At 72.5% G+C, this 26,153-nt stretch carries 24 protein-coding genes; 9 read left to right on the top strand and 15 right to left on the bottom strand.

From position 1 onward, the window contains the following. Positions 1–90: 90 nt before the first annotated feature. From ACIO9J_RS22920 to ACIO9J_RS22890, 7 genes are all read right to left on the bottom strand, one after another. On the bottom strand, positions 91–888 hold the full coding sequence (locus ACIO9J_RS22920) for an SAM-dependent methyltransferase (protein WP_402002462.1): 798 nt from the start codon (positions 886–888) through the stop codon (positions 91–93). A gap of 117 nt (positions 889–1,005) precedes the next feature. Further along, a complete protein-coding gene (menC, locus tag ACIO9J_RS22915) occupies positions 1,006–2,109 on the bottom strand; it encodes an o-succinylbenzoate synthase (RefSeq protein WP_402003573.1) in 1,104 nt (367 codons plus the stop codon). Positions 2,110–2,114: 5 nt separating this feature from the next. Beyond that, positions 2,115–2,975 (bottom strand): GNAT family N-acetyltransferase, encoded by an 861-nt coding sequence (locus ACIO9J_RS22910; protein ID WP_402002459.1) that lies wholly within the window; start codon positions 2,973–2,975, stop codon positions 2,115–2,117. Continuing rightward, complete coding sequence (locus ACIO9J_RS22905) at positions 2,972–4,054, bottom strand: M20 family metallopeptidase (protein WP_402003570.1); 1,083 nt, start codon at positions 4,052–4,054, stop codon at positions 2,972–2,974. Before ACIO9J_RS22905 ends, ACIO9J_RS22910 begins: the two co-directional genes overlap by 4 nt. Positions 4,055–4,227: 173 nt before the next feature. Next, positions 4,228–5,871, bottom strand: a complete 1,644-nt coding sequence (locus ACIO9J_RS22900; protein ID WP_402002457.1) for a PucR family transcriptional regulator — start codon at positions 5,869–5,871, stop codon at positions 4,228–4,230. A 160-nt stretch (positions 5,872–6,031) separates the two neighbouring features. After that, positions 6,032–7,153, bottom strand: coding sequence for an ABC transporter substrate-binding protein (locus ACIO9J_RS22895; RefSeq protein ID WP_402002454.1), 1,122 nt, complete (start codon positions 7,151–7,153; stop codon positions 6,032–6,034). Between the two features lie 75 nt (positions 7,154–7,228). Next, a complete protein-coding gene (locus ACIO9J_RS22890) occupies positions 7,229–7,942 on the bottom strand; it encodes a GPP34 family phosphoprotein (protein WP_402002451.1) in 714 nt (237 codons plus the stop codon). A gap of 177 nt (positions 7,943–8,119) precedes the next feature. Between ACIO9J_RS22890 and ACIO9J_RS22885 the strand changes: the two genes are divergently transcribed. Then, on the top strand, positions 8,120–8,839 hold the full coding sequence (locus ACIO9J_RS22885) for a leucine-rich repeat domain-containing protein (protein ID WP_402002448.1): 720 nt from the start codon (positions 8,120–8,122) through the stop codon (positions 8,837–8,839). A gap of 39 nt (positions 8,840–8,878) precedes the next feature. Here the strand turns inward: ACIO9J_RS22885 and ACIO9J_RS22880 are convergent, their stop codons facing one another. Further along, complete coding sequence (locus ACIO9J_RS22880) at positions 8,879–9,637, bottom strand: DUF4232 domain-containing protein (RefSeq protein ID WP_402002445.1); 759 nt, start codon at positions 9,635–9,637, stop codon at positions 8,879–8,881. A 181-nt stretch (positions 9,638–9,818) separates the two neighbouring features. Continuing rightward, positions 9,819–10,712, bottom strand: coding sequence for an NAD-dependent protein deacetylase (locus ACIO9J_RS22875; protein WP_402002443.1), 894 nt, complete (start codon positions 10,710–10,712; stop codon positions 9,819–9,821). Positions 10,713–11,040: 328 nt separating this feature from the next. On the opposite strand from ACIO9J_RS22875, the gene ACIO9J_RS22870 reads away from it, so the two are divergent. Continuing rightward, complete coding sequence (locus tag ACIO9J_RS22870; RefSeq protein ID WP_402002440.1) at positions 11,041–12,663, top strand: amidase; 1,623 nt, start codon at positions 11,041–11,043, stop codon at positions 12,661–12,663. 59 nt (positions 12,664–12,722) lie between these two features. Here ACIO9J_RS22870 and ACIO9J_RS22865 read toward each other — a convergent pair whose 3' ends face one another. Then, entirely contained in the window at positions 12,723–13,460 is a 738-nt protein-coding gene (locus tag ACIO9J_RS22865; protein WP_402002437.1) for an SDR family oxidoreductase, read from the bottom strand. A gap of 143 nt (positions 13,461–13,603) precedes the next feature. On the opposite strand from ACIO9J_RS22865, the gene ACIO9J_RS22860 reads away from it, so the two are divergent. Next, complete coding sequence (locus ACIO9J_RS22860) at positions 13,604–14,407, top strand: helix-turn-helix transcriptional regulator (RefSeq protein WP_402002434.1); 804 nt, start codon at positions 13,604–13,606, stop codon at positions 14,405–14,407. A gap of 36 nt (positions 14,408–14,443) precedes the next feature. On the opposite strand, the gene ACIO9J_RS22855 is transcribed toward ACIO9J_RS22860, so the two are convergent. From ACIO9J_RS22855 to ACIO9J_RS22840, 4 genes are all read right to left on the bottom strand, one after another. Then, positions 14,444–15,793 carry a chloride channel protein gene (locus ACIO9J_RS22855; protein ID WP_402003567.1) on the bottom strand — a complete coding sequence of 450 codons (1,350 nt, stop codon included), beginning with the start codon at positions 15,791–15,793 and terminating at the stop codon, positions 14,444–14,446. Further along, a complete protein-coding gene (locus ACIO9J_RS22850; protein WP_402002432.1) occupies positions 15,790–16,299 on the bottom strand; it encodes a DUF6069 family protein in 510 nt (169 codons plus the stop codon). The genes ACIO9J_RS22855 and ACIO9J_RS22850 overlap by 4 nt, the downstream gene beginning before the upstream one ends. Positions 16,300–16,355: 56 nt before the next feature. Then, entirely contained in the window at positions 16,356–16,775 is a 420-nt protein-coding gene (locus tag ACIO9J_RS22845; protein WP_402002429.1) for an SHOCT domain-containing protein, read from the bottom strand. A 201-nt stretch (positions 16,776–16,976) separates the two neighbouring features. Continuing rightward, positions 16,977–18,191, bottom strand: a complete 1,215-nt coding sequence (locus ACIO9J_RS22840; RefSeq protein ID WP_402002426.1) for a cation:proton antiporter — start codon at positions 18,189–18,191, stop codon at positions 16,977–16,979. 141 nt (positions 18,192–18,332) lie between these two features. On the opposite strand from ACIO9J_RS22840, the gene ACIO9J_RS22835 reads away from it, so the two are divergent. From ACIO9J_RS22835 to ACIO9J_RS22810, 6 genes are all read left to right on the top strand, one after another. Next, complete coding sequence (locus ACIO9J_RS22835) at positions 18,333–18,878, top strand: potassium channel family protein (RefSeq protein WP_402002423.1); 546 nt, start codon at positions 18,333–18,335, stop codon at positions 18,876–18,878. 161 nt (positions 18,879–19,039) lie between these two features. Beyond that, positions 19,040–19,792, top strand: coding sequence for an ABC transporter ATP-binding protein (locus ACIO9J_RS22830; protein ID WP_402002420.1), 753 nt, complete (start codon positions 19,040–19,042; stop codon positions 19,790–19,792). Beyond that, a complete protein-coding gene (locus ACIO9J_RS22825) occupies positions 19,789–20,598 on the top strand; it encodes an ABC transporter permease subunit (protein ID WP_402002417.1) in 810 nt (269 codons plus the stop codon). Before ACIO9J_RS22830 ends, ACIO9J_RS22825 begins: the two co-directional genes overlap by 4 nt. 80 nt (positions 20,599–20,678) lie before the next feature. Beyond that, complete coding sequence (locus ACIO9J_RS22820) at positions 20,679–21,995, top strand: sensor histidine kinase (RefSeq protein WP_402002414.1); 1,317 nt, start codon at positions 20,679–20,681, stop codon at positions 21,993–21,995. Between the two features lie 37 nt (positions 21,996–22,032). Further along, on the top strand, positions 22,033–22,677 hold the full coding sequence (locus ACIO9J_RS22815) for a response regulator transcription factor (protein ID WP_402002411.1): 645 nt from the start codon (positions 22,033–22,035) through the stop codon (positions 22,675–22,677). 307 nt (positions 22,678–22,984) lie between these two features. After that, the gene (locus ACIO9J_RS22810; RefSeq protein WP_402002408.1) at positions 22,985–24,403 is read left to right on the top strand and encodes a PP2C family protein-serine/threonine phosphatase; all 1,419 of its coding nucleotides are present in this window, start codon (positions 22,985–22,987) and stop codon (positions 24,401–24,403) included. A gap of 45 nt (positions 24,404–24,448) precedes the next feature. Here the strand turns inward: ACIO9J_RS22810 and ACIO9J_RS22805 are convergent, their stop codons facing one another. Continuing rightward, the gene (locus tag ACIO9J_RS22805; protein WP_402002405.1) at positions 24,449–25,939 is read right to left on the bottom strand and encodes a hypothetical protein; all 1,491 of its coding nucleotides are present in this window, start codon (positions 25,937–25,939) and stop codon (positions 24,449–24,451) included. Between the last annotated feature and the right edge of the window lie 214 nt (positions 25,940–26,153).

Raw genomic sequence — 26,153 nt, 5'->3', positions numbered from 1 at the left:
GGTCAATCTCCGCAGATCAGAGCGGCGAACGGCGCACGGGAAGGTATCCGTTCGATCACATGCACGCCCGGTAGCCGCGCCGCGGGCGCGTCAACCGGCCTTGCGCGCGACGCCCCCGTAAATACCGATCTCGCCGGACCGCGCCGCCGGGACGTCGTCGGGGCGCCAGAACGGAACCTGGACCAAGCCGGGCTCGGCCAGTTCGAAGCCGGCGAAGAACCGCTCGACCCGGGCGTGGGTGCGCAAGTTCAGGGTGGCGGTGGCCTGGTGGTAGACGGCTTCGGCGTCGGTGCGGTCGGCGAAGTCGCCCGTCGCGTGCGAGAGCACCAGGAAGCTGCCCGCGGGCAGTGCGTCGCGCAGGTCGGCGACGATCCGCTCGGGCTCCTCCGCGTCGGTGAGGAAGTGGACGACGGCGACGAGGAAGAGGGCCACCGGCTCGTCGAAGTCGATGACGCGGCGGACGTCGGGGTGGTCCACGACGGCCCGTGGATCGCGCAGGTCGGCGAGCACGCTGCTGGTGCCGCCGACGCCGTGGAGCAGGGCCTCGGCATGGGTGTGGACGATCGGGTCGTTGTCCACGTACGCGACCCGCGCGTCAGGCACCGTCTCGTGGGCGATCTCGTGCACGTTGGGCGAGGTGGGCAGGCCGGTGCCGATGTCGAGGATCTGGTGGACGCCCGCGCCGGTGACGTGCCGGACGGCGCGGCGCATGAACGCGCGGTTGGCCCGGACCCCGATGCGGACCTCGGGCGCGGCGGCGGCGAGTTCGTCGCCGGCCCGCTGGTCCACCTCGTAGTTGTCCTTGCCACCCAGCAGATAGTCGTAGATGCGCGCCGGGTGCGGCTTGCTCGTGTCTATCTCCCCCACGCGGAACCCGCCCTGGCTCAACGCCCGCCCCTCTCGTCCGCCGTCACGCCCCGGCGGGGCCGCGTACCGATGGGCACACCCTTTCACACGAACACCCCTGCCCACAGGCGGTGTTGTGTGCCACCGGCGGTCGGCGCGCTAGAGGGCGATCCACTCGGTCGACGTGGTCACGTCGGCCAGGACGTCGGGCAGGGGCTCGACGCCGAGGCCGGGGCCCTTCGGTACGTCGAGGTGACCGTCCCGCAGGACGAACGGTTCCGTGATGTCGGTGGCGAAGTAGCGGCTGGAGCCGGAGGTGTCGCCGGGGAGGGTGAAGCCGGGCAGCGCCGCGAGGGCGACGTTGGCGGCACGGCCGATGCCGGTCTCCAGCATGCCGCCGCACCAGACGGGGATGCCATGGGCGCTCGCGAGGTCGTGGATGCGGCGGGCCTCCAGATAGCCGCCGACCCGGGCGGGCTTGACGTTGATGATGGAGCAGGCGCCGAGCGTGATGGCCGCGGCGGCGTGCGCGGCGGACTCGATGGACTCGTCGAGGCAGACGGGGGTGCGCAGCATCTTGGCGAGCTGCGCGTGCTGCACCATGTCGTCGTTGGCGAGCGGCTGCTCGATCAGGAGGAGGCCGAACTCGTCGAGCTTGGCCAGGTGTTGGGCGTCGACGAGGGTGTACGCGGCGTTGGCGTCGACTTGCAGGAGCAGCTCGTCGCCGAAGCGCTCACGGACCGCGCGGACGGGCTCGACGTCCCAGCCGGGCTCGATCTTCAGCTTGATGCGGACGTACCCCTCGGCGACGTACCGCTCCACCGCGTCGATAAGTTGGGGGATGGAGTCCATGATGCCGACCGAGACTCCGCAGGGGACGCGGTCGCGCTCGGCGCCGAGGTAGGAGCCGAACGACTCGCCACGCGTGCGGAGTTGGGCGTCCAGGATGGCGGTCTCCAGGGCGGACTTGGCCATGCGGTGCCCGGTGAACGGCTCCAGGAAGCGGCTCACGGTCGCGGCGTTCACGCCGTCCTTCGGCAGGGCCGGGATCAGGAAGTCGCGCAGGACGCGCTGGGCGCCGTCGACGTACTCGCTGCAGTAGCGGGGTTCGGACATGGCGGCGCACTCGGCCCAGCCCTCGCCGTCGTCGGTCACCACCCGGACGAGGAGGACGTCGCGGCTGGTCTCGACGCCGAAGGAGGTGCGGAAGGGCGAGACGAGCGGCATGGCGATGCGGCGCAGTTCGATGCCGGAGATCTTCATGGTGGTCACAGGGTGCTCTCCGTGTGGGGGCGGACGGGTCCGGTGGTGGGCGTGCGGTGCACGAGATAGCTGCGGCGGTCGTGGAGGCCGAGCACGCGGGCTCCCTCGTCGAGGAGGGTGCCGAGGGTGTCGCGGACGGCGAGCCGCCACGCGCGCGCCGCGTCCGGGTCGCTGCGGCGCAGCGCCTCAATGTCGTCGGGCAGGTCGACGAGGACGAACTCGGCCTCGGTGGCGGTGACTTCGGGGCGTCCGCCCCGGTTGCGTACGGCGCGCACGGCGTCTGCGGCGGCCTCGTCCCAGGCGGAAGGATCGGCCGGACGCGCCGTCAGGTCCCATGCGGCGAGGACCCGGTCGGACTCGTCGCCGCCGTTGATCGCGTCGTCCATGGCGCCGTAGAAGGAGCGGAGGTATTCCTCGGGGCGGGCGCCGAGCTTGGTGAGGTTGAAGTGGGCGTTGCGGCGGATGAGCGGGTCGTACGTCCAGGTGATCCGGGTGATGCCGCGCCGCAGCGCCCACTGCTTCTGGTGCAGCTTGAGGGCGAGCCCTATGCCGCGGCCCGCGGTGGCGCCCGTGATGTGCGAGTGCAGGGTGGCCGCGGCGGGTTCGCCGAAGAAGGCGACGGACGCGCCGACGAGCCGCCCGTTCTCGTACGCCCCGGCCACGTAGTTGCCCGCGTGTCCGAGGGCCCGCATGACCTCGGCGGAGACGGGGCCCTGGTCCGGGTGGGTGCCCCAGATCTCACCGTAGAGGCGGCAGACGGCCTCCAGGTCGTCCATGGCGTGCAGTTCGCGGATGTCGAGGGAGGTCATGGTCCCCGTCTCGCGGGTGTCGGGAAGGGTGTCGGGAAGGGTGTCGACGTCGTTCACGGCATCGCTCCGATGAGGTGGGCAAGGAGCTGGGCGCGGACCGGCATCTCGGCGGTGACGACGTGCTCGTGGTCGGCGTGGGCGCCGTCGCCGACGGCGCCGAGTCCGTCGAGGGTGGGGCATCCGACGCCCGCGGTGTAGTTGCCGTCGGACGCGCCGCCGACGGACGCCTCCTTGAGGGGCTCCATGCCCAGGCGTGCGGCCGTCCGCGAGGCGAGCGCGAACAGGGCCTCGGAGGCGTCGGCGTCCAGGGGCGGGCGGTTGGGGCCGCCCTCGACGCGCAGACCGGCCTCGGGGTGGTGCGGCCGCAGCGCCGTGACGAGCTCGTGGACCGCCGTCTGGGCCGCCGGGCTGGGCACGCGTACGTCGATGCTCAGCTCGGCGCGGGCCGGGACGGTGTTGGTGGCGGTACCGGCCGACAGCACGGTCGGGGTGACCGTCGTCCCCGGCCCGGTGCGGACGGTGACGGCTTCGGTGATGTCGCCGAGCGCGAGCAGGTGGTGGGCGAGCTCGGTCGCGGCGTTGATGCCCTTCTCCGGTTCGAGCCCGGCGTGGGCGGCGCGGCCGTGCACGGTGAGCTGGTAGTTGGACACGCCCTTGCGGCACGTCTTGAGGGCGCCGCCCGCGGCGGCGGCCTCCAGGACGAGCGCGGCCCGGCAGGCGCGCGCGCTCTCCTCGATGAGGGCGCGCGAGGTATCCGATCCGACCTCCTCGTCGCCGGTGACCAGGACGCAGATGCCGTCGAGGGACGGCAGTTGGGCCAGGGCGTGGAACATCTGGACGAGACCGGCCTTCATGTCGAAGACGCCGGGGCCGCGGGCGATGCCCCGCTCGACCGAGAACGGGTGGGTCTTGAGGGTGCCCATGGGCCAGACCGTGTCGTGGTGGCCGAGCAGCAGCGTGCGCGGGGCGCCGAAGCTCCACCGCAGGTGGGTGACTCCGCCGGTGACGATCGTCTCGGGGCGGGCGCCGAGCAGCCGGGCGCCCTGCTCGGCCACGACGCGAGCGCTGCGGGCCACGGCCTCGTGATCGGCGGAGTACGACTCGCAGGTCACGAGCTCTTCGAGGTCGGCGAGCATCGCGTCGAGGGGCGGCGCGGCGGGAAGGGGTGCGTGATCGGCCTGCACGGGTGCGTCCTCCAGGGGTGGGGTGAGGACAACGCTAGGCAGGATGCGGGGGCCGGAGTTCGTACGGGAGGGACAACATCCGGCGTGGATTCGTACGAGCGTCCCAACTGCCGGGCGGAGCGGATTCAGCCCGTGCGCTTGTTCCCGTCGTACGCGCCCGTCAGCCGGAGCTGCAGCATGGCCGCGAAGCGCGCGGACGGGTCCTGGAGATCGATCTGGCCCACCTCCGCGACCCGGCGGATCCGGTAGCGGAAGGTGTTCGGGTGGACGAAGACGCTCGCCGAGGCGGCGATCACGTCGCCGAACGCGTCGAGCCAGGCCCGCAGCGTCTCCACCAGGTGGGCGTTGTGCCGGGTGTCGTAGTCCGTCAACCGGGCGATGGGGCCGGACAGTTCGTCGCGGTTGGCGATCGCCAGGTCGCGGATCTCCAGGAGCAGCGCGTCGACGTACACATCGGCGATCGAGGCGGCCCGCCGGGCGATGCGGCCGCTGAACAGCACGCGCAGCGCCCGGTCCGCGTCGGCCCGCGACCGGGCGAGCGCCGCCGCCTCGCCCGCCACCGAGCCGATGCCGACGACGGCGCCGAGCTGGTCCCCGGTGCGCTCCAGGAAGTTCGACGCGACCTGAACCGCCCGCTCCCGTACGGCCGTGGTGTCGTCCGGCACCGGGAACAGCGCGTAGGAGACGTCCCCCAGGAGTGCGACGGCGGACCTCGGCTGGACCGCCGTCAGATGCACCGCGAGCGCGCCGGACAGGCGCTGGCGCTCCGCGGTGACCCGGGCGTGGTCGGCGTCCCCCGCCGGTTCGAGGCCGAGGGCCATCACGAGGAGCGGCCCGTCGCCGAGCCCGAGTCGGCCAAGAGCCCCCGCCGCGCCGGGGCCGCCCTCCAGGGCGGTCGTCACCAGGTCGGCGCGCAGCCGGTACTCCGCGTCGGTCCCCGCGCGAAAGCGCAGCATGTGCAGGGCGACGAGCTTGGCGGCCTCCTGGAAGGCCTCCTCCCGTTCCTTGGTGAGGGGCTTGCGCAGCGCCGCCCACACGGATCCCAGGATCTCGTCCCCCGCGCGGACCGCGATCGCCATGCGGGGCAGCGCGACCTCGTCGCCCAGGGTCGGCGGCGGGATGTACACCGGTTTCCCGGTGCGGTAGAGCTCCTTGAAGACGCCGTGTTCCTCGTGCAGGCGCCGATAGCGCTCGGGCACCCGCCGGGCCAGGATGCTCGCCACCCGTGCCGGGTCGGCCTCGTCCTGGCGCCCGGAGAAGGCCAGGATGCGCGAGCGCCTGTCCTCGATGGTGATCGGCGCGTCGAGCAGCGTCGCGACCGCGTTGGCCAGCGCGAAGAGGTCGCCGGACGGCACCCCGCCCAGGGTCTGCCGCCCGGTCTCCCCCACGTCGCCCTCGGCGAGCAGGGTCCGCAGCATGGCCGCGAGCTGGGCCCAGGAGGCCCCGCGCGTCAGGGACAGCAGCGCCACACCGGTCTGCGCCGCCACCTCGTCGAGCGCGGCGCCGTCGTCGACGGGCCCGCGGACCACCAGCGCGGCGGCGCCCGCGGCGGCGAGTTCGCGCAGGAGGCGGGCGATGGCGTCGGCTCCGTGCACGCCGACGCCGAGGACGACGGCGCGCTCGGGGTAGTGCTGCTCGTCGTACGGATCATGGATGCCGACACCGCCGAGTTCACTCCCCTGCTCCGGATCGCCGTGGAGCAGATCGAGCAGGGTGGGGCCGAGGTCCTCGAGCACCCGGCTCAGACTCCGGGCCGGGTGTGGCGACATGTGCCTGATCATCTCCGCAGGTTAGGACGGGTGCGGTCGAGCGCGTTCGTATGTGCGTACGAGAATACGTGACCTGATCGGTGGCCCGGGACGAACCCCTTGGTGGGGGCCTTGCCCGCATCTGTCCCGGTCCTGGTCCGGAGCGCCGACGACAGACCTCTCAGCCCGCGTGCAGGACCCGGAAGCGGCCCGGTTCCGCCGGGTCCCGGTCGACGACCTGGATCGGCGCCCGGGTCCACTGCCGGACACCGATGCCCGGGGTGCGGGCGAACTCGATCCTCCCTCGGGTGCCCTCGACCGCGACGTGCGGCCACGCCTGCGCGATGCGTGCCCGGTCCGCACCCTGCGACCGCAGCACGTCGGCGAGGACGGCGACGGTGTCGTACCCCTCGAAGGCGACGAAGGACGGCGCCCCGCCCAACCGCTCGCGCAGACCCGTCGCGACGCGCTCGCCGAGCGGGGTAAGGCGCTCGGGCAGATAGCGCAGGAACGGGATGCCTGCGCCGTCGTCGCCCAGCGCCGCCGCCCACTCCGCGAACTCCGGCTGCCCGGCGGGAGCGCCCATCAACAGCCCGGCGAGGCGCGGGTCGCGGCGGACCGACGTGACGATCGGTACCGCCGGGTCCGGGATGCCGACCAGGAGGAGCAGGGCCGTCGCGCGGTGGTCCACCAGCGCGTCACACACGGCGGCGGGCGTGAGCGCGCTCGCGTCGAGTTCGACGAGGGTGCCGCCGCGTGCGGCCAGGTGGTCCCGGAGGATACGAGTCCCGGCCTCCCAGTAGACGGTCCGCTGGGCCGCCACGGCGATCCGGCGGTGCCCCGCGCCGAGGAGGAAGTCGGCGTAGGTCCGCCAGCCCCGTGACTGCGGCGGGGCGAGGCGCGCGACCCGTTCCGTCGGGTGCTCGGTGAGCGCGTCGAGGACCGCCGAGGAGCAGAGGTAGGGCAGGCCGAGCGCGTCGGCCCTGGCGGCGGCCGCGCGGGCGACGACGCTGTGGTACTCACCGGCCAGGGCGGCCACGCCCAGCGCCGCCAGTTCGTCCACGGCCGCCGCGGCCTTCTCCGGATCGGCGGCCGTGTCACGGACGACGAGTTCGAGCGGCCGCCCGCCGACGCCTCCGGCGGCGTTGACGTCGGATACGCCCAACTCCATGCCTGCGAGCAGGTGTTGACCTGCCTCGGCCCAGCCGGGCCGGGTCAGCGGAACGAGCACGCCGATGCGGCAGGACGACTCGTCAGGACGGCCCGTGCCCGGCCCCGATGACAGCGATGGCGGCGTGCTCATGTTCATCCCCCGGCGTCTCCCGTGTGGCGTGATGCCCCGGTCGGGGAGAGACGCGCCGGACCGGGAAGAGCAACCCTAAGTGGTGACGGCCGCGGTGCCGGCGGCGGAGTTCGCCGCAGCCGTCCGCTGCACGGCGACGTTCACCGCCTCGGCTCCCCAGCTCGACCGCTCCAGTTCCTTGGCGCGCGTGTAGACCTCGCCCGACCACGGGACGACGGCGTGCAGGGTCGGCAGCGTGCCGCTCGCCGAGAGCAACCCGATCAGCGCCGCCGTGCGGGCATCCGGCTCCTCGCCGTCGACCAGCACGGCCCGGACCCCCGCCACGAGGGCCTCCTTGTGCCGGGTGTCCGCGGCCGTGATCGATGCCGTACGGAACATGCCCAGCCGCTTCTTGCTCTCCCTGTGCAGCATGCCGCGCTCCACGAGCCGGTCGAGCACGGTCCCGCGCAGGTCGGCGCCGATCGAGACGAGCAGCGTCTGTACGCCGCGGACCTTCTCCGCGACCTTCTCCTGGGCGCTCCGCAGCACCGGATCCGGCAGCGGATCACCGGCGACGGCGTGCACCTTCAGGCCGTTCAGCCCCTTGTCGCGCTCGTCGACCGTGACGTGCCCGCCGAGTCCGAGCTCGACGAGGACCGCGCCCCCGAGCGCGTAGTACAACGTGCCCTCACCGGCGATCACACCCGACTTGTCGTCGAACATCAACAGCATCAGGTCTTCGACCACGAGCATGTGGCCCGGCATCGGATCTTTCTCCATCGGCTCGTCGGGCATCGGCTCGTCGGGCATCGGATCTCTCTCCCACTGCGGTTGGCCGCCGTTGACGGCGCTGGACTGACGGCACTGGATCGACGGCACCTACCGTAGGCGGCTACCCCTGACGTGCCTCAAGGGCTGGCCTCAAGGACGTGCCTCCAGTAGGGACCCGCCTCATGGAAGACTGAAGCCGATCAAGGGGGCAGAGCCGTGCAGCACACGCTGAACCTGTGGCGTCAAAGGCTCGGCGAGGTGCCCGAGTCGGTCTGGCAGCGGACCGGACTCCAGGTGCTGATCCTCGCGGACAACAAACTCACCTCCCTCTCCCCGGAGATCGGAACACTGAAGCGGCTGCGCACGCTCGACCTAGGCCACAACGCGCTCACCTTGGTCCCCGAGGAAGTGGGATTGCTGCCCGAACTCACCGATTTCCTCTACCTGCACGACAACCACCTCACCCAACTCCCTTCTACACTCACGCACCTGACCCGACTGCGCTACCTCAACGTCGGCGAGAACCGCCTCCCCGCGCTGCCCGATGCCATCGGCGGGATGAGCGGCCTGGTCGAACTGCGGGCCCAGCACAACCACCTCACCGGACTCCCCGCCTCGATCGGCCGGCTCCACGGGCTGCGCGAGCTCCATCTCCGCGGCAACGCCGTCGAGCGCCTGCCGTCGTCCGTGAACCGGCTCCACGCGCTGCGTCACCTGGACCTCCGCGACAACGCGCTCACCGAGGTTCCAGGGCCCCTGGCCGGGCTGCCGCTGCTGCGCCAGCTCGACCTGCGCGGCAATCGAATCACCCAACTCCCGCACTGGATAAGCGAGTTGCCGTCGCTGGAAAAGCTGGATCTGCGCTGGACCGGCGTCGACCCCGCCCTGCCGGTGCTGGTCCGGCTGGCACGGCAGGGCTGCGTGGTCCTGGTCTGACCAGGACCGACTACGCCGACCTGGCCCCACCGGGTCCGACTACTTCGACATGATGAAGTCCAGGGCGTAGCCGGAGGCCGTCGTCCAGTAGGTCACGAGCTGGCCGTCGTCCGCGTGCAGCGTCTTGACCGGCATGGGCACGTCCACCGGCCCGCCCGCCTCGCTGCCGGGCTTGCCGCCCTGGAGGGTCACGGTGATGCTCTCCGCCTCGTACTCGTCCCGTCCGCCGCCGTTGACGAGCAGCGCGGCGTACGCCTCGTCGCCCGGAGCAAGGGTCACGGGCTTTCCTGAGTCCGGGTCGCTGTCCTTGATCACCGGGACCGTCGTACGGGCATCGGCACCGAGCCGTACCCGGGGATAGCCGTAGACGTCACACTTCTTCTCACCGACGTTCTGGACGACGAGGACGAGGTGCCTGGCTTCCTTGCCGTCCTCGGGCTCTTTCGTGGAGGAGAAGGCCAGGGCGTCCTGGGCGCAGGCGGGGAGGGTGCGCTTGCCGCCGTCCCCGCCATCGTCCGAGGTGGGATCGGTGCTGCCGCTGGAACTGGGGTCGGAGCTGGGATCGCTGCTGCCGTCGGTGCTGTCCCCGGCGCTCGGCTCCGCCGAACCCGTCGCGCTCGGCCGGTCCGTGGGCTTGGCGTCGTCCGATCCGTCGGACCCACCCGGCTCGCAAGCCGTGGTCGCCAGCGCCGCGACGACCGCCGCGGCCGCGAGGACGCAGGCCCTCCCGCTTTGGCGGCTCCGACCGCTCCAACTGCTCCGCCTGTTCGTCCGCGTCCTGAAGACGGTTGTGTTCATGATGTTCCCCCGTGGTCCGCCGCGCGACAACTCTCGGCCGAGCTCGACTCGGCTCGGCTCGCGTCGGCGAACGGATTCTGCACCGGGAAACGCGCCAACAACCGCTCTCCGTACGTCTGTTACCGATCACGCACAGGGAGGAGGCGGTTCCGGCGGAAAGCCGTCAGGGGCGTCGGGGACGTCAAGGGCACACCCGCGCCACCAGATCCGCCAACGCCTGCCCGAGCGGCAGCCCGATCCGGTGGGTGGCCCAGCGGTCACCGCGTGTGGGGCCCTGGTTGACGATCAGGACCGGCGTGCCCGAATCGGCCGCCTGCCGCACGAATCGCAGCCCGGACATGACGGTCAGGGAGGAACCGAGCACCAGCAGCGCGGCCGCCGCGTCGACCTGGCGCCGGCACTCCGTGACCCGCTCGGGCGGCACGTTCTCGCCGAAGAAGACGACGTCCGGCTTGAGGACGCCGGTGCCGCACACCGCACAGGCCACCACCTGGAACTCACGGACCGCCTCGTCGGGCAGGTCCACGTCACCGTCCGGGTTGACCCGCGCGGCACGGTAGCGCTCGGCGGCCGCCTCGAAGCCGGGATTGGCCTCCCGCAGCCGCCCGTCGAGCTCCGTACGGCCGCTCATGCGACCGCAGCTCAGACAGCGCACCCGGCCCAGGCTCCCGTGCAGCTCGATCACGTCCCGCGCCCCCGCGGCCTGCTGCAACCCGTCGACGTTCTGGGTGATCACTCCGGTGACGAGGCCCGCGTCCGCAAGCCTGGTCACAGCCAGGTGCCCGGCGTTGGGCCGCGCCCGCGTCATCGCCCGCCAGCCCAGCTGGCTGCGGGCCCAGTAGCGCTGCCGCGCCTGCTCGCCGCCGACGAACTCCTGGTACGTCATGGGCGTGTGCTTGCGCAGCGAGCCGTGCTCGCCCCGGTAGTCCGGGATGCCGGACTCCGTGGAGAGCCCCGCCCCGCTCAGCACCACGACTCCGCCCCCGCGCACCGCGTCGACGACGGCGCCGAGGTCGGTCGAGGCGGGGGGAAGTCCGCCGGTGGGCTCCCAGGTCAACGTGGGTCGCGTCCGCATGCCTCCCAGCGTACGTATGCGGCGTACGGGCGCGGGTTCCGGCTGGCCCCAGGCGGGGCAGGGGGCTGCCGGGACCGTGGATCCGGGGGACAGCCGGGGCGAGCGGCGGCCGTCCGCGCCCCTAGCGTGCTGTGCGTACGGAGGGAACTCCACCGCGTGCGGAAGGAGCCCGCCGCGTGCGGAAGGAGCCCGCCGCGCACGGCGGAAGCCTCTCCGCGTACGGCGGAAACCCCACCGCACGGAGGAAGCCCCGCCGCGCACGGCGAGGGCCCGCGCCGTGCATGCCGAGTCCCGTGTGCCGACCGCTCATCCGCAGGAGCCGCACCTCATGAACCGGAACACCACCCCACGTCGCGCGGTGCTCGCGCTCGGCACCGCCGCGGCCGCCGCGCCCTGGCTCGGCGGCGCCCCCTCACCCGCCCGTGCCGCCGAAGGTCCCGGCGCGGACCCCGGAGCGGACGGCAGGGGCCTCGCCGAACTCGGCATCACCGAACTCCGCCGGAGGATGGCCGAGGGGCGGCTCGACGCCGAGCGGCTCACCCGGCACTTCCTGGACCGCGTCGAGCGCGTCGACCCGCTCCTCAACGCCGTCATCGAGGTCAATCCGGACGCGCTGCGCGAGGCCCGCCGCCTGGACGCCGAAGGGGATCGCCGCAAGCCCCTGCACGGCATGCCCGTCCTGCTCAAGGACTTGGTGGAGACCGCGGACCGGATGCACACGACCGCCGGGTCGCTCGCCCTGGAGGGCCTGCGCCCGACGGCGGACGCCACGGTCGCCGCCCGGCTGCGCGCGGCCGGGGCCGTCATCCTCGGCAAGACCAATCTGAGCGAGTGGGCGGGCGGCATGTCGCTCACCCATCACGCGGGCTGGAGCGCCCGTGGCGGCCAGACCCGCAATCCGTACAAGCTGGACCGCTCGCCCAACGAGTCCAGCTCGGGCACGGCCGCGGCCGCGGCGGCCGGTCTGTGCGTGGCCGGGATCGGCACCGAGACGAACGGCTCGATCATCGACCCGGCGTCCGCGAACTGCGTCGTCGGCGTCAAGCCGACCGTCGGTCTGGTCGGGCGTGGCGGCGTGATCCCCGGGGTGCCGAGCCAGGACAGCGTCGGGCCGATCGCGCGCACGGTGCGGGACGCCGCGATCCTGCTCGGCACCCTCGTCGGGGTCGACGGCCGCGACCCGGCGACCAGGGCGAGCCGCGGCCACTTCGTCCGCGACTACACCCGGTTCCTCGGCGCGGACGGGTTGCGCGGGGCCCGCATCGGCGTATCGCGCGGCGTGTACTTCGGCTACAGCCACCACGCGGACGAGATCGCGGAGCGGGCGATCGCCACGCTGCGCGAAGCGGGCGCGACCATCGTCGATCCGGCCGACATCCCCACCGCCGAGCGCCTAGAAGACCTGCCGAGCTCGATGGTCGTGCAGGCGTACGAGATCAAGCGCGCGCTCAACGCGTACCTGGCCGGGGCGCGCGGCGACCACCCGCGCAGCCTCGCGAAGCTGATCGCGTTCAACCGTGAGCACGCCGACCGCGAACTTCGCCACGTACGGCAGGACGGCCTGGAGGCCGTGCAGCGCCTTGACTTCAGCGAGCGCGAGTACCGGGAGGCACTGGCCACCAACCACCGGCTTTCGCGTGCCGAGGGCATCGACGCGGTGCTGCGCCGGTACCGCCTGGACGCCCTCGTCATGCCGACCACGGGTCCGCCTGCCAAGATCGACCTGATCTGCGGCGACAGCTACGGCGGCGGCTCGTCGACTCCCGCCGCACTCGCCGGATATCCCGCGGTCAGCGTCCCGGCCGGCTTCGCCGTCGGCCTGCCCGTGGGCCTGACCTTCATGGGCACGGCCTGGAGCGAACCGGTCCTGCTGCGCCTGGCCCACGCCTACGAACAGGCGAGCCGCGTCCGGCGCCCGCCCACCTACCGCCCGGCCGACGTGGGGTTCTGACGCGGCGTACGGGTACGGACCGTCGGGGCCCGGGGGCACGTCAGGCAGGGGGGCAACGGCTAGCTCTGGGCGGTCGGCCGTACGACGATCTCGTTCACGTCGACGTCGGCGGGCTGCCCGATTGCGTAGGCGATCGCGCGGGCCACCGCGGCGGGCGGGATCGCGATGCGGTCCCTGGCCGCCGAGAGCTCCGCCCTGACCCGCGGGTTGCTCGACGCGTCGGCGAATTCGGTGCCGATCATGCCTGGCGAGACCGTGGTCACCCGCAGCGAGTCACCGGCTTCCTGGCGCAGCCCTTCGCAGATGGCCCGCACCGCGACCTTCGTCCCCGCGTACACCGCCATGGTCGGCACGATGCGGAACGCGGCGGTGGACGCGGTGGTGACGAAGTGGCCGCCGCCCTGCGCCCGGAAGACCGGCAGAGCGGCCCCGATCCCGTGCAGCACGCCCTTGATGTTCACGTCGACCATGTGGTCCCACTCCTCGACGCGCAGGTCGTCGAGCGGTGAGATCGTTCCGACCCCCGCGTTGGAGACCAGCACGTCGAGGCGGCCGAAGCGTTCGCGGGCAAGACCCACCAGGGCGTGCAGGTCGTCCCGCCGGGTCACGTCGGTGCGGAGGTGCACGGCTTCACCGCCCGCCTTCTCGATCCTCGCGACGAGATCCGCGAGCCGCTCGGACCTGCGGCCGCCCACGACGAGCCGCGCGCCCCGCTCGGCGAGCAGCAGCGCGGTCGCCTCGCCGATGCCACTGCCCGCGCCCGTGATCGCCACGACCTTGCCGTCGATTTCCGACATGGGTATCCCTCTTCCTGGTCTCCCCCGGCGGCCTTTCAAGGGCCACCGGTCGGCGCCGTGCTCGGCACCGGGATTCCAGTCTGCGAGAGTCTGATCCTGGTATACAGAATCTCTTCATCCTGGAATCAGAGGTGCCACCCTTCATGCCCCAAGGCCCCGAGCAGCGCCGCGAACTGGGCGCCTTCCTGCGCACTCGCCGGGAGCGCGTCACCCCTGCCGAGGTTGGCCTGCCGCTCTCCGGCCGACGTCGTACGCCGGGGCTGCGCAGGGAGGAACTCGCGCTGCTCGCCGGGATCAGCGCGACTTGGTACACGTATCTGGAGCAGGGCCGGGACATCCGCGCATCGGACCAGGTGCTCGAATCCCTGGCCAGGACGCTGCGGCTCGACCCGGGCGAGCGCGCCCATCTCTTCCGGCTCGCGGGGCACACCCTTGCGGCCGAGGCCGCGAACGAGGACCCCGAACCGCTCCCCTCCGAGGTCGCGGCCGTCCCCCGGCTGCTCCAGCCGCAGCCCGCGTTCATCATCAACGGCCGGTACGACGTGCTCAGTTGCAACCAGGCGGCCGAAGAGCTCTTCCCGCACCTCACCGACGGCCCCGTCGCACCGGCGAACCTCGCGCGCTGGACGTTCCTCGACCCCGCGGCCCGCGACGTGGTCGTCGACTGGGAGGAGGAGGCGCGGGGCCTGCTCGCCCGGCTGCGGACCATGGCCGGACGTCATCCCGGAGATCCGCGCTACACCACGCTCATCGACGAGTTGAAGTCCGGCAGCCAGGAAGTCCGGGCCTGGTGGCCCCGGTACGACGTGCAGGTCAGGCACGGCGGGCGGAAGCGGCTCCGGCGGGGCGGGCACGAGGTGGTCGAGTACGCGTACACGGCCTTCCACCTCGCCGAACAGCCCGACCGGACCCTGGTGATCTACGTCGCCGAGGGCGCGGACCGGTGAACAGGCCGCCGCGGAGCCTTCCGTTGACGCACCGCCTCACGCGGCAGACGCAGGCTCCTTGCCAGGGACGCGGAACCCCCGGTCGACCAGCAGCACCGTCAGATGCGCGACGACCGCGGCGAGCACGATCAGCGGCATCTGGTCGTGGGCGTCCTCGCCCATCAGCAGCACGGTGAGCACCGCGCTGCACAGCGGCAGGCCCATCACGGCCGTCGCCGCGGCGCAGATGCCGAGCGCGAGCGCCGGGGTCGTGCCGAGGCCGGGGAGTCCCGAGCAGGCGAGGGCCGCGGCGGCACCGAGCAGCAGGGCGGGGAAGATGGGGCCGCCGCGCAGGCTCCCGAGGCTGATGCTCCAGGCGAGGCCCTTGCAGACGACCAGGGCGAGCAGCGCGGCCACGGACCATGCGCCCGGGTCCGCCGCGAGGTGGCCGAGGGTCGCCTGTCCGGAGAGCGCGGCCTCTTCCGGGGAGCGGCCGGTGAGCAGGGCGTACGCGGTGAGGCAGCCGCCCACGGCTACCGCGCAGAGGACCGTGCGGGCCGCGGTGTGCCGGCCGCCCGCCCACTTGCCGGTCATCCGGCCCAGACGCCGGGTCAGGGCGATGCCGCCCGCGATGAGCGCGGCGAGCGGGATGCCCCACAGGAAGTCGCCCGCGTCGGGGTTGACCAGGGGCGGCACGGTGGGCAGGGCGAGACCGCCGATGGAGAGCCCCGTCCATGTGCCGAAGCCGGTGAAGACCACCGCGCCCGCGGCGCTCGCGGTGAGGCAGGGCAGCAGCAGGACGGCGAGCCGGGCACCGGCGAGCCCGGCCGCCTCGACGACGAGGACGGCGGCGACGACCGGGCCGCCGAGGATCGTGGAGATGGCGGCCGTGGACCCCGCGGTCGCGACGAGCGTCGCCGTCCGCGGATCGCTCGCGCCCTTGATCCGGCGTACGGCAAGGAGCGCGAGGCCGCTGCCCACCGCCATGAGCGGCGCCTCGGGGCCGAGGACGACGCCGAGCGGCAGCGTCATGAGCGCCGCGAGGACCACACCGGGCAGTTCGCGCGGGCCGATCGGCGCGCCGCCGAGGCCGTTCGCCGGCAGGTGCCCGCCGCCGCCCGGCGCGCGGGCGACGATCGGCGCGAGGAGCAGTCCCGCGAGCGCGAGGGCCGGCAGCGGCCACCACCAGGGTGCCTCGCGGTAGCCGAAGGTCTTGGGGAGTTCCGTCCAGACCTCGTGCTGCAGCCAGTGTTGGAGTCCCACGAAGAAGAAGCAGGCCAGCGCGATGAGCACGCCGAAGACGAGGGAGAGCAGCAGCATCCGCAGGTAGCGGCCGCTGAGCAGGATCCCGTACGAGGCCTCCGGCGGTACGTCGGGCGGCGCGTCCTGGGCCGACGGCACGGTCAGCCCCGGCGTACCGCGCTGCGGGCCACCGAGGACAGCAGCGATCCGATCGCGACGCCGATGGCCAGATAGACGGCCGCGGTGCCGATCTTCGCCGGGAGGGACGCCGCGGCGGTGAAGGGCAGCAGCACCATGACCGCCGTGGCGAGCGCGACGATCCACGCGAAGAACCGCTCGGGGCGCGGGGTCCCCGCGACGAGCAGGTGCAGCAGGGCGGTCGCCACGAGCGCCGCGAAGGCGGCGCCGCCCGCCAGCGCTCCCGTGGTGGCGTTGCCCATCGCGCCGTCGCCCTCGGGCGCGAACACGGCGATGCCGAGCACACCGCGGACGAGCATCAGCGCGACGACGGCTGTGAGCGCGGCGACCACCGCGGTCATCACGCCGCCCGCCCACAGCCGCCCGGCGTCCAGGCGCGGGCTCTGCGGCGGCAGCGGCGTCGGATCGGATGCGGGCGGCGGGACGCCGTACGGCGTGCTCGACCGGCCGTAAGGGCTGTTGGGTGATTCCACGAGGGCGATTCCTTCGGGGGGAAGAGGTATTCAGACGAGCGGTTCAAGCGAGCGGTTCAGGCGAGCAGTTTCGTCTTGGCGCGGGCGAATTCGTCGTCGGTGAGCGATCCGGAGTCGTGCAGTGCGGCGAGCCTGGCGAGTTCGTCGGTGCCGCTCGGCCCGCTCGCGCCGTCCGCACCGCCCTGTTTCCCGTCCGCGGCCGTCTTGCGGATGTAGTCCTGGAAGGCCGCCTCCGCCTTCCTCGACCGTTCGACGTCCCGTTGCCCCATGCCGCGGCCGCGCACGATGACGTAGACCAGCACGCCGAGGTACGGGAGCACGATGCAGAAGATCAGCCAGCCCGCCTTGGCCCAGCCGCTCAGTTCCTCGTCGCGGAAGACGTCCATGACGACTCGGAAGAGCAGGAAGAGCCACATGATCCAGAGAAAGAAGAACAGCATCGTGAGAAAGAGGTCGAGAAGCGGATAGTCGTCCATGACGTCCTCTTTTCCATCGCCGCACAAGGTTTTTCCTTCGCCGCACGGACGGTGGACGAATGGTGCACGGACAGTGCTTCGAAGTATCTCCGCGCCCCCGGCTTCGCGCATTTCAGGTACGCCTTCCGCGCATTCAGTGCATTCAGTGCATTCACCGCATGCACCGCATGCACCGCATGCACCCGGCTGGCCGCGCCCGGTTCACCAGCTCTCCGTCTCCGCCGAAGGCGGCAGCCGGGGCGACACGTTCCGCTCGCGTGCGCGCACCCGCATCGCGAGCAGCGGGAAGACCAGGACGGAGATCATCGCCGCGCCGACCAGGGCGGCCGCGGTGCTCTGGCTCAGCACCTCGTCGTCGACGCCGATCGCGGTGATGGCGACGACGAGGGGCAGACAGGTGGCGGAGTACAGCGTCAGCGCCCGGCGGCCGAGGGGCGACAGGTCCCGTGGCGCGAGCAGGTAGGCGGGCAGACCGCGGACGACGACGAACAGGACGAGGAAGACGGGCAGCAGCAACAGCGCGCGGCCGCCGTCCAGGAGCGAGGCCAGGTCGAACTGGATGCCGGTGACGACGAAGAAGAGCGGGACGAGGAAGCCGAAGCCCATCGCCTCGACCTTCTCCAGGATCTGCTCGCTGCTCTCGGGGGCCGAGCCCTGCAGCACGAGCCGCGTGAGCAGCCCGGCGGCGAAGGCGCCGAGGAGCACGTCGAGGCCGAACGCCTGGGACAGCGCGAGCATCGCGACGAGCAGCAGCATCACGAAGCGGACCGCGAACTGTCCGCTGGTGTGCAGGGTCGCGCGGATGACCTGGCTGAACCAGGGCGGGCGCGGGCGCAGCGCCCAGAACACGGCGGCCGCGGTGATCGCGGCGAAGACGACGAGGACGACCGTGGACACCCCGGGGCTGCGCCCGCTGAGCAGCACCGACATCGCGATGATGGGACCGAACTCGCCGAGTGCCCCGAACGCCATCATCACCGTGCCGAACCGGCCTTCCAGATCCCCGCTGTCCCGCAGGATCGGCAGCACCGTGCCCAGGGCCGTGCTGGTCAGCGCCGTGCCGATGATGACCGCGCGGGAGAGGTCGAAGCCGGTGAGGGCCAGCGCGACGGCGAGGCCGAGCGCCAGCGAGACCAGCCAGGCCCAGACGGACCGGCGCAGGGTGTCCCCGCGGATGGCGCCGAACTCGATCTCGTACCCGGCCAGGAAGATCAGCATCGAGAGGCCGAGGTCCGAGAGCACGTCGACGACCTCGTCGCTGCGCGCCCAGCCGAGTACGTCGGGGCCGATGAGGATGCCGAGCACGATCTCGAAGATGACCACCGGGATCCGCACCCAGCGCCCGGCCCCGTGCGCGAGCAGCGGGGCGAGGACGGCCACCGCCATGATCAGGATGAGCGTCCCAGTCTGTGCCACACCGTTCCCCTGCTCCGCGCCGGTCCGTGCTGCTTCGACGATCGGCGCAGCGGCCGCCCGGCGCATGCGAGAACGGACCGTGCGGGTGAGACTTGGTCTGCCGGCGCACCGGACCGCCGGGGAACGGCGGTACGCGCCACGGTGAAGGACCCTACGGACGGGAAGAGGACGCTCGGCCTGCACCGGCCCGCCCTGCTCGCGGCGGCGTCGGCGGCGATGGTCACGGCGTACTTCCTGCTGCCGCTGCACCTGCTCGGCCCGCACCGGCCGCTCCTGAGCTGGCTCCTGTTCGTCGCCGGGCTCGCCCTGGTCGCCGTCGGTCTCCTGGTGCAGATCCAGTACGTCCTGACCGACCGGACCGGCACCACACCCGCCTGGATGATCGCCGGTCTGATGTGCCTGACCATCCTGCTGTTCGCCGCCGCGTACTTCGTGCTGGCGCGGCAGCGGGGCGAGTTCATCGGGCTGCGCACCCGCGTGGACGCGCTGTACTTCACGGTCGTGACCCTCGCGACGGTCGGCTACGGGGACATCAGCCCGAGCGGCCAGACGGCGCGCGTCCTGACGCTCCTGCAACTCCTCTACAGCTTCGTCTTCCTCACCGCGGGCGCGACCACCCTGAGCCGGCTGCTGCGCGTCCGGATCGCGCGGCACGGCAGGGAAGCCGCAGGACGCCCCGAGAGCTGAGCCCTTGCCCCGCGCGGCCTCTGGGGGAAAACCCCCAGGGGGGACGGAGGAAAGCAGCGTTCCGGCCGGGGGTGCCGCGTCCCTAGCGTGAGGTGCGGTGGTGAACACACCAGGTACGCGGGCATCCGGCCGCGCCGTACAGCCGTCGGCAGGGAGCAGTGATGATCGAGGCCAAGGGTCTGACCAAACGGTACGGACCCACCGTCGCCGTCGACGCGTTGAGTTTCGACGTGCTGCCAGGAGCCGTGACCGGCTTCCTCGGCCCGAACGGGTCGGGCAAGTCGACCACGATGCGCATGATCATGGGCCTGGACAGGCCCGACGCGGGGCGGGCCACGATCCACGGCCTGCCGTACGGGGAACTGCGCTGGCCCGCCCGTGAGGTGGGTGCGCTCCTGGAGGCGCGCACGTTCCATCCGGGGCGCACCGCGGCCCAGCATCTGACGGCGCTCGCGGCCGCCGGGGGCATCGCGCGGAGCCGGGTCGACGAGGTGCTCGGCATCGTGGGGCTCGGCCACGTCGCGGGGCGGCGGGCCGGGACGTACTCCCTGGGGATGGCGCAGCGGCTCGGCATCGCCGCCGCGCTCCTCGGCGATCCCGGCGTGCTGCTCTTCGACGAGCCGGTCAACGGGCTCGACCCGGAGGGCGTGCGGTGGATCAGGGAGCTGATGAAGTCCCTGGCCGCGGAGGGCCGCACCGTGCTGCTCTCCAGCCACCTCATCGCCGAAATGGCGCTCACCGCCGACCACTTGGTGGTGATCGGGCAGGGCAGGCTGCTCGCCGACACCTCCGTGCGCGAACTGACCGCGCGGGGCGGCTCCCTGGAGGAGGCCTTCTTCGCGCTCACCGCGCCACCCCAGGGCAGTACCACCGCGCCGACGGTCTCCACGCCTCAGAAGGGGGCATCCCGATGAGTACGGCAGCACCCGCCTGGCACCGCGAGACGCGCGTCCCCGCCGGGCACTACGGATTCGGGCACGCGGCCCGCATGGAGTGGATCAAACTGCGGAGTCTGCGGTCGACCCTGTGGACACTGCTCCTCGTGGTGGCCGCGATGGTGGCCACCGGCGTCGTCACGATGGCCAACACCAAGGCGCCGAGCCCCGACAAGGCCGCCGCCTTCGATCCGACCAACAACGTCCTGGCGGGTGTCGCCTTCGGACAGCTCCTGATCGGCGTGCTCGGGGTGCTCGTCGTCACCGGCGAGTACGCGTCGGGGGCGATCCGCGCCACCCTGGCCGCCGTCCCCGACCGGCGCCTCGTCCTGACGGCGAAGGCGGCCGTGTACGGCGCGGTCTCGCTCGCGGTGGGCGAGGCCGTCAGCTTCGTGACGTTCCTCGCGGGTCGGGCCGCGCTCGCCGACGGTGTGCCGAGGCCCTCGCTCGGGGACGCGGGAGTGCTGCGCGCGGTCCTGATGTCCGGCGCCTATCTCGCGATGATCGGGCTCATCGGCATCGGGATCGGCGCGATCACCCGGCACACCGCGAGCGCGATCGGCGTGCTCGTCGGCATCACCTTCGTCCTGCCCGCGGTGATCGGCGGCGTCTCGGGCACGACCGTCGCCAAGTTCTTCCCGACGATGATCGCGGGCAACTCCCTGGCGGTCGCCGAGCCGGTGTCCGGCATGCTCTCGCCGTGGGCCGGGTTCGGGCTGCTGTGTCTGTACACGGCCGCGGTCCTCGCGGTCGGCGGGCGTCTGCTGATCCGCAGGGATGCCTGAGCGCGCCCGAGCCCACACCCGACCGCACGCCTGAGCACACGTCTGAGCACACGTCTGAGCACAGAGGAAACTGAAACCCCATGCACCTGCGAGAAGCCGTCCGCGCCGCGCTCCGCGCCCCCTTCACCCGGCGGGCGTGGGCCGAGGCCGCGTACTGCCTGGCCGGGTTCCCGCTGGGCGTCGCGGGCGGCCTCGTCCTCGTCGTACTCCTGGCCCTGGGCGCCGGGTTCACGGTCTCGCTCGTGCTCGCCGTGGTGGGCGTGCTGCTGCTCATCGCCGCGCTGCGCCTCGCCCGCGCGCTCGGCGGCGTGCACCGCGGGCTCGCCGCCGCGCTGCTCGGCGAGCGCACGCCCGCGCCCCCGGCGTTCCGCCCCGGCGACGGCTTCGTCGGCCGTCTGGACGCGCGGCTGCGGGACGGCACCGGCTGGCGGGCTGCGGCGTACGTCCTCACGAAGCTGCCGGTCGGCCTGCTCGGGGCGTATGCCGTGCTCTGGTGGATCACCGGCCTGGTGAACCTCACCGCGCCGCTGCGCTGGGCGGCGTTCGGACAGCACCCCACGGCGGGCGACCCGGAGGGCATGCCGATCCTGACGCCGGTCCCGTTCGGCGGCCTCACCGCGGACACCTTCGCCTGGACCTTCTTCGCGGTGGCGCTCGGCGTGGGCACGCTGCTGTGCGCGCCCTGGGTGACCGGACTCGTCGTCGCGGGCGACCGCTGGCTGATCCGGGCGCTGCTCGGTCCCGGGCGACTGGCCGACCGCGTCAGAGATCTGGAGGAGACGCGGGCGCTCGCCGTGGACGACTCCGTGGCGCTGTTGCGCCGGGTCGAGCGCGATCTGCACGACGGCGCGCAGGTCCGCCTGGTCGCGGTGGCCATGGGCCTCGACATGATCAGACAGCGGCTCGACGACGGGCAGCCACCGGACGTCGCGCGCATCCGCCAACTCGTCGACGGCGCGCACCGCAACGCCACCGAGGCGCTCACCGAACTCCGCGACCTGGCGCGCGGCATCCATCCGCCGGCCCTCGACGAAGGACTGCCGGACGCGCTCGCCACCCTCGCCGCGCGCAGCACGGTGCCGGTCGAGCTCTCGGCGGACGTGCCGGTGCGGCCCACTCCGGCGATCGAGACCATCGCGTACTTCTGTGCCGCCGAGCTCCTCACCAACGTCATCAAGCACAGCGGCGCCGGGCGGGCCGCGATCGGCGTGAGCCAGCGGGACGGGGTGCTGCGGCTCCAGGTCACCGACGACGGGTGCGGCGGCGCCGAGCCGGGCGCGGGCAGCGGCCTGACCGGGCTCGCGCAGCGCGTCCGTACGGTCGACGGGCGCATCGACGTCCGCAGCCCCGCGGGCGGCCCGACGGCGGTCACCGTCGAGCTGCCGCTGCGGGCGTGAACGCGCCGGTGGGAGCGGTCGTGAGAGCATGCGGGCCATGCGTGTCGTGATCGCCGAGGATGCCGCCGTACTCCGGGAGTTGCTGGCCCAGATGCTCACCGAGCGCGGGCACGAGATCTGCGCCGCGGTCGGCGACGCGGACGCCCTGCGCGACGCGGTCGCCGCGCACCGCCCGGACGTGACGGTGGTCGACATCAGGATGCCGCCGAGCCACACGGACGAGGGCCTGCGCGCGGCCATCGACATCCGCGCCGAGCATCCCGGCACGGGCGTGCTGCTCTTCTCGCAGTACGTCGAGACGAAGTACGCGACCCGGCTCCTCGCGGCGGGTTCCGCGGGCGTCGGCTATCTGCTCAAGGACCGGGTGGCGAACATCGCGGAGTTCACGGACGCGCTGGAACGGGTGGCGGCGGGCGGCACCGCGCTCGACCCGGAGGTCGTGACCCAGCTGGCTGGCGCGAGCAGCCGTGGCGCCCAACTGGCGCCGCTGACCGGCCGCGAGCGCGAGGTGCTCTCCCTGATGGCGGAGGGCCGCTCCAACGCGGCGATCGCGCAGGCGCTCTTCGTCTCCCAGGGCACGGTCGAGAAGCACGTCGCCGCGGTCTTCGACAAGCTCGGCCTGCCGACCTCGCACGACCACAACCGGCGGGTGCTCGCGGTCATCCGGTATCTGCGCTCCTAGGACCCACCGCCCCGGTCACCATCGGCCGTCCGCCGCACGGTCGGGCGTACGTTCGCCGGGGGCACACATGACACCAACTCCCCCACTGGAGCACCACATTCCGAGCCGAGGCCCTACGCATTCTTCACTGTTCCCCCGTAGACTTCCGCGCGGGACTCCGCATATCGGCGAGCCAGAGGCATATGCCATAAGCACCACCGCATCGTGTGTTGCCAAATCCCTTACAGGCCACCTACTGCTGTGCGAAAGTCATTAGCGGTCCACCACCCGTCAAGCTGGTCGCACCGCATCTTCAACGGAGCACCTCATGCCGTCCCATGTCTTCGCGGACCACGCTGCCGCCCAGCCGCCGGAGCGCGGTGCGGTCGACGCGCTGATCTCGCAGACGCGCCGCCTCCGCGGCGAGGTCGACGCCGTGCGCCGCGACTCCGTGATCGATCACGGGGACCCCGAGGGACGCTGGCAGCGCGCCCTGTGCGACCTGGCGGTGCATCAACTCAACGATCTGGACGACCACTTGGCCCAGCTGCGGGACGGCCCGCCGCCGACCGAAGCACCGGCCGCGCCGCCCGCGCCCACCCCCGAGGAGCCCCGCCGCGGTTCACTCCTCAGCCGGGTCGGCAGCGCCGAGTGGAACCTCCTCAACGACGAGGCCAGCTGGTCCGGCGAGCTCTATCAGATCCTCGGCCGCGACCCCGCGGCCCCGCCGCTCTCCCTGGACGAACTCCCCGCCCTGGTGCACAACGAGGACCAGCCCCAGCTGACCGCGATGGTCACGGACTGCCTCATCGACGGGAAGCCCATCGACGGCGAGTTCCGCATCATGCGGCCCGACGGCGGGGTCCGCCAGGTGCACATGATGGGCGAGCCCGTGCTCGCCGCCGACGGCTCCACCGCCTCGATGTGGGCGGTACTGCGGGACGTCAGCGAACTGCGGCGCAGCCAGCGCGTGGTGCGCGAGACACGCGACTCGCTACAGCGCCATCGCGATCGGGCGCACACCGAGCACCGGCTCGCCGTCGAGCTGCAGGAGGCCGTCCTGCCACCGTGGCGCGGCGCACTGCGCTTCCCGCCCGGGGACGGCCCCGGCACACTCGATCTCGCCGCGCACTACCTCCCTTCCTCGGCCGGTGCCCTGACCGGCGGCGACTGGTACGACGCGCTGCAACTACCCGATGGCCAGGCCCTTTTGAGCGTCGGCGATCTCACCGGGCAAGGCGTCGCCGTCACCTCCGGCATGGCGATGCTGCTCGGCGCGCTGCGCGGCATGGCGGTCGCGGGAGCGCAGCCTGGCCGCCTCATGGGCTGGCTCAACCAGCTCCTCGACGCCACGGTCAAGACCGCGCTCGGCAGCGCGGTCTGCTGTCGCTACGACCCCGCCGAACACCGCCTCACCTGGGCGCAGGCGGGCCACCCCGCCCCGCTGCTGTTCCGCGACGGGACGGGGCGCGCGCTGACGCCACCGGACGGTGAACTCCTCGGCGCCACCGCGGGCGCGACGTACGGGCAGGCGGATGAGCAACTGCGGCCCGGAGACCTGCTGTTGCTGCACACCGACGGCCTGGTGTCACGGTGCGACAGGGAAGCGGCGACGGGCCGGCTGCTCTCCCTCGCGTCCCGCTTCGGCGGAGCGCGTACGGCACAGGACTGCGTGCGGACCGTCGTCGAGGAGTTCGGCGAGGCTCCGCGTGAGGACGACGCCTGCCTGTTGATCGCGCGGATCTGACCGATCGCGCGGTGTGTTCCCTGGTCTCCCTGATCCGGGAGTGTGTCAGGCCCTTGCCGTCCTCCCCGCCCTCTTGCTCCTGGGCAGCGCGAGCTTGATCTCCTCGCGGAGGTCCTGGATCTTCGGGTAGCCGGAGTACTGCGCGGTGAGCCGGTACATCTCGCGCAGCCGGTCCCAGGTGCGGTGCGAGGAGTTGGCCCGCATCGACACCAGCGCCAACCGCGCGTACCTGTCGGCCTGTTCGGGGTCGTCGGCGATGAAGCACGCCGATGCCAGGGAGATGTAGTCGAAGATCTGCGAGCGGTTGCGGTTCTTCGCGCGCAGCTCGATGGCCTGCCGGGCGTGCTGCTGGGCGATGGTCGCCGCGGACGCCTCGTGGTCGGCGAGGGTGCGGTACGCGAGGGCCTGCATGCCGTGCAGATCCGCCTCGTCGAACATCTGCATCCAGCTGGGCGGCGGCACGTCCCCCTTGTCCGAGACGAAGAGGTCCTCGGCGAGGCCGAGGGTGCGCCGCATCGCCTGGCCGCGCCCCATCGCCGCCTGCGCCCAGGCCTCGATGGTGTACAGCATGGCCTGGGTGCGCGGCAGCGCCTCCTCGCCCGCTCCCGACTTGGCGAGCTTCATCAGATCCAGGGCGTCGTCGGGCTTGCCCAGGTGCACCATCTGGCGCGCGGCCCGTGACAGGGCCTCGCCGGCACGCGGCCTGTCCCCTCCTTCTCGGGCCGCGTGCGCGGCGATGACGAAGTACTTCTGTGCCGTGGGCTCCAGGCCGACGTCGTGCGACATCCAGCCCGCGAGCACCGCGAGGTTGGCAGCGACGCCCCACAGGCGCCGCTGGAGGTGTTCGGGGTGTCGGTAGGCGAGCATGCCGCCCACCTCGTTGAGCTGGCCCACCACGGCCTTGCGCTGCAGCCCGCCGCCGCGGGCCGCGTCCCAGGCGCGGAACACTTCGACGGAGCGCTCCAGTTCCTCGATCTCCTGCGACCCGATGGGGGCGGCCTCGTAGCGGTCGAACCCAGCGGGGTCGGCGTGCAGGGGATCTTCGATGCGGGGAGCGTCGGCCGCGAAGGCCGGATCGGTGTGCAGCCAGTCGTGCATGGCGCTGCTGAGTGCGGAGCCTGCGGCAAGCGCAGCGCCCGCGCCCACCAAGCCGCGTCGGTTGAGCATGAGGTCCATTCCCGTGAATTCGGTGAGGACCGCGGCTGTCCGCTCGGGCGCCCACGGCACGCCGTCGGGGTGCTCCACACTCCCGTCGCCACGCCGCTTCCCAACGCGCCCGTGCCGGACCAGACCAAGATCCTCAGTGGTCACGACACGGCCGAGACGCTCGGTGAACAGGACGGCAAGCACCCGGGGCACCGGATCGCGCGGGATCTCTCCCATGTCGATCCACCGCCTCACCCGCGAGGTGTCGGTGGCCAGTTGGGGGTGGCCCATGGCCGCCGCCTGCCGGTTCACCAGCCTCGCGAGCTCCCCCTTGGACCAACCGGCCAGGCCGAAAAGGTCCGAAAGGCGAGTATTGGGTTGTCCGTTCACGTCAAGCCCCCAGGTTCTCGGCTGAGTTGACAGTAACCCTCTGTCAGTTGCTGGGCGACTATTCGCCAGGGTTCGCCAGGGTGCGCCAGATGGTGTGCCATGGGACGCCGGGTGTCAGGTAGGAGTGCGCCACCCCGACCCGGTCGCCGCAAGGCACTCCCCAGGGTGCACCCGAAGCGGCCGGGCCGGGAGGCGCACGCAACTCACAGGCACA

Origin of the sequence: Streptomyces sp. NPDC087300 (assembly GCF_044744425.1) — a bacterium.
Lineage (GTDB): Bacteria > Actinomycetota > Actinomycetes > Streptomycetales > Streptomycetaceae > Streptomyces.
This window is presented reverse-complemented; position numbering and strand designations above follow the sequence as displayed.

Coding starts and splice junctions, on each gene's coding strand:
- menC (WP_402003573.1), bottom strand. CDS start 2,109: ATGAAGATCTCCGGCATCGAACTGCGCCGCATCGCCATGCCGCTCGTC.
- ACIO9J_RS22905 (WP_402003570.1), bottom strand. CDS start 4,054: ATGCTCGCCGACCTCGAAGAGCTCGTGACCTGCGAGTCGTACTCCGCC.
- ACIO9J_RS22900 (WP_402002457.1), bottom strand. CDS start 5,871: ATGTCGCCACACCCGGCCCGGAGTCTGAGCCGGGTGCTCGAGGACCTC.
- ACIO9J_RS22895 (WP_402002454.1), bottom strand. CDS start 7,153: ATGAGCACGCCGCCATCGCTGTCATCGGGGCCGGGCACGGGCCGTCCT.
- ACIO9J_RS22890 (WP_402002451.1), bottom strand. CDS start 7,942: ATGCCCGACGAGCCGATGCCCGACGAGCCGATGGAGAAAGATCCGATG.
- ACIO9J_RS22880 (WP_402002445.1), bottom strand. CDS start 9,637: ATGAACACAACCGTCTTCAGGACGCGGACGAACAGGCGGAGCAGTTGG.
- ACIO9J_RS22875 (WP_402002443.1), bottom strand. CDS start 10,712: ATGCGGACGCGACCCACGTTGACCTGGGAGCCCACCGGCGGACTTCCC.
- ACIO9J_RS22870 (WP_402002440.1), top strand. CDS start 11,041: ATGAACCGGAACACCACCCCACGTCGCGCGGTGCTCGCGCTCGGCACC.
- ACIO9J_RS22865 (WP_402002437.1), bottom strand. CDS start 13,460: ATGTCGGAAATCGACGGCAAGGTCGTGGCGATCACGGGCGCGGGCAGT.
- ACIO9J_RS22860 (WP_402002434.1), top strand. CDS start 13,604: ATGCCCCAAGGCCCCGAGCAGCGCCGCGAACTGGGCGCCTTCCTGCGC.
- ACIO9J_RS22845 (WP_402002429.1), bottom strand. CDS start 16,775: ATGGACGACTATCCGCTTCTCGACCTCTTTCTCACGATGCTGTTCTTC.
- ACIO9J_RS22830 (WP_402002420.1), top strand. CDS start 19,040: ATGATCGAGGCCAAGGGTCTGACCAAACGGTACGGACCCACCGTCGCC.
- ACIO9J_RS22825 (WP_402002417.1), top strand. CDS start 19,789: ATGAGTACGGCAGCACCCGCCTGGCACCGCGAGACGCGCGTCCCCGCC.
- ACIO9J_RS22820 (WP_402002414.1), top strand. CDS start 20,679: ATGCACCTGCGAGAAGCCGTCCGCGCCGCGCTCCGCGCCCCCTTCACC.
- ACIO9J_RS22815 (WP_402002411.1), top strand. CDS start 22,033: ATGCGTGTCGTGATCGCCGAGGATGCCGCCGTACTCCGGGAGTTGCTG.
- ACIO9J_RS22810 (WP_402002408.1), top strand. CDS start 22,985: ATGCCGTCCCATGTCTTCGCGGACCACGCTGCCGCCCAGCCGCCGGAG.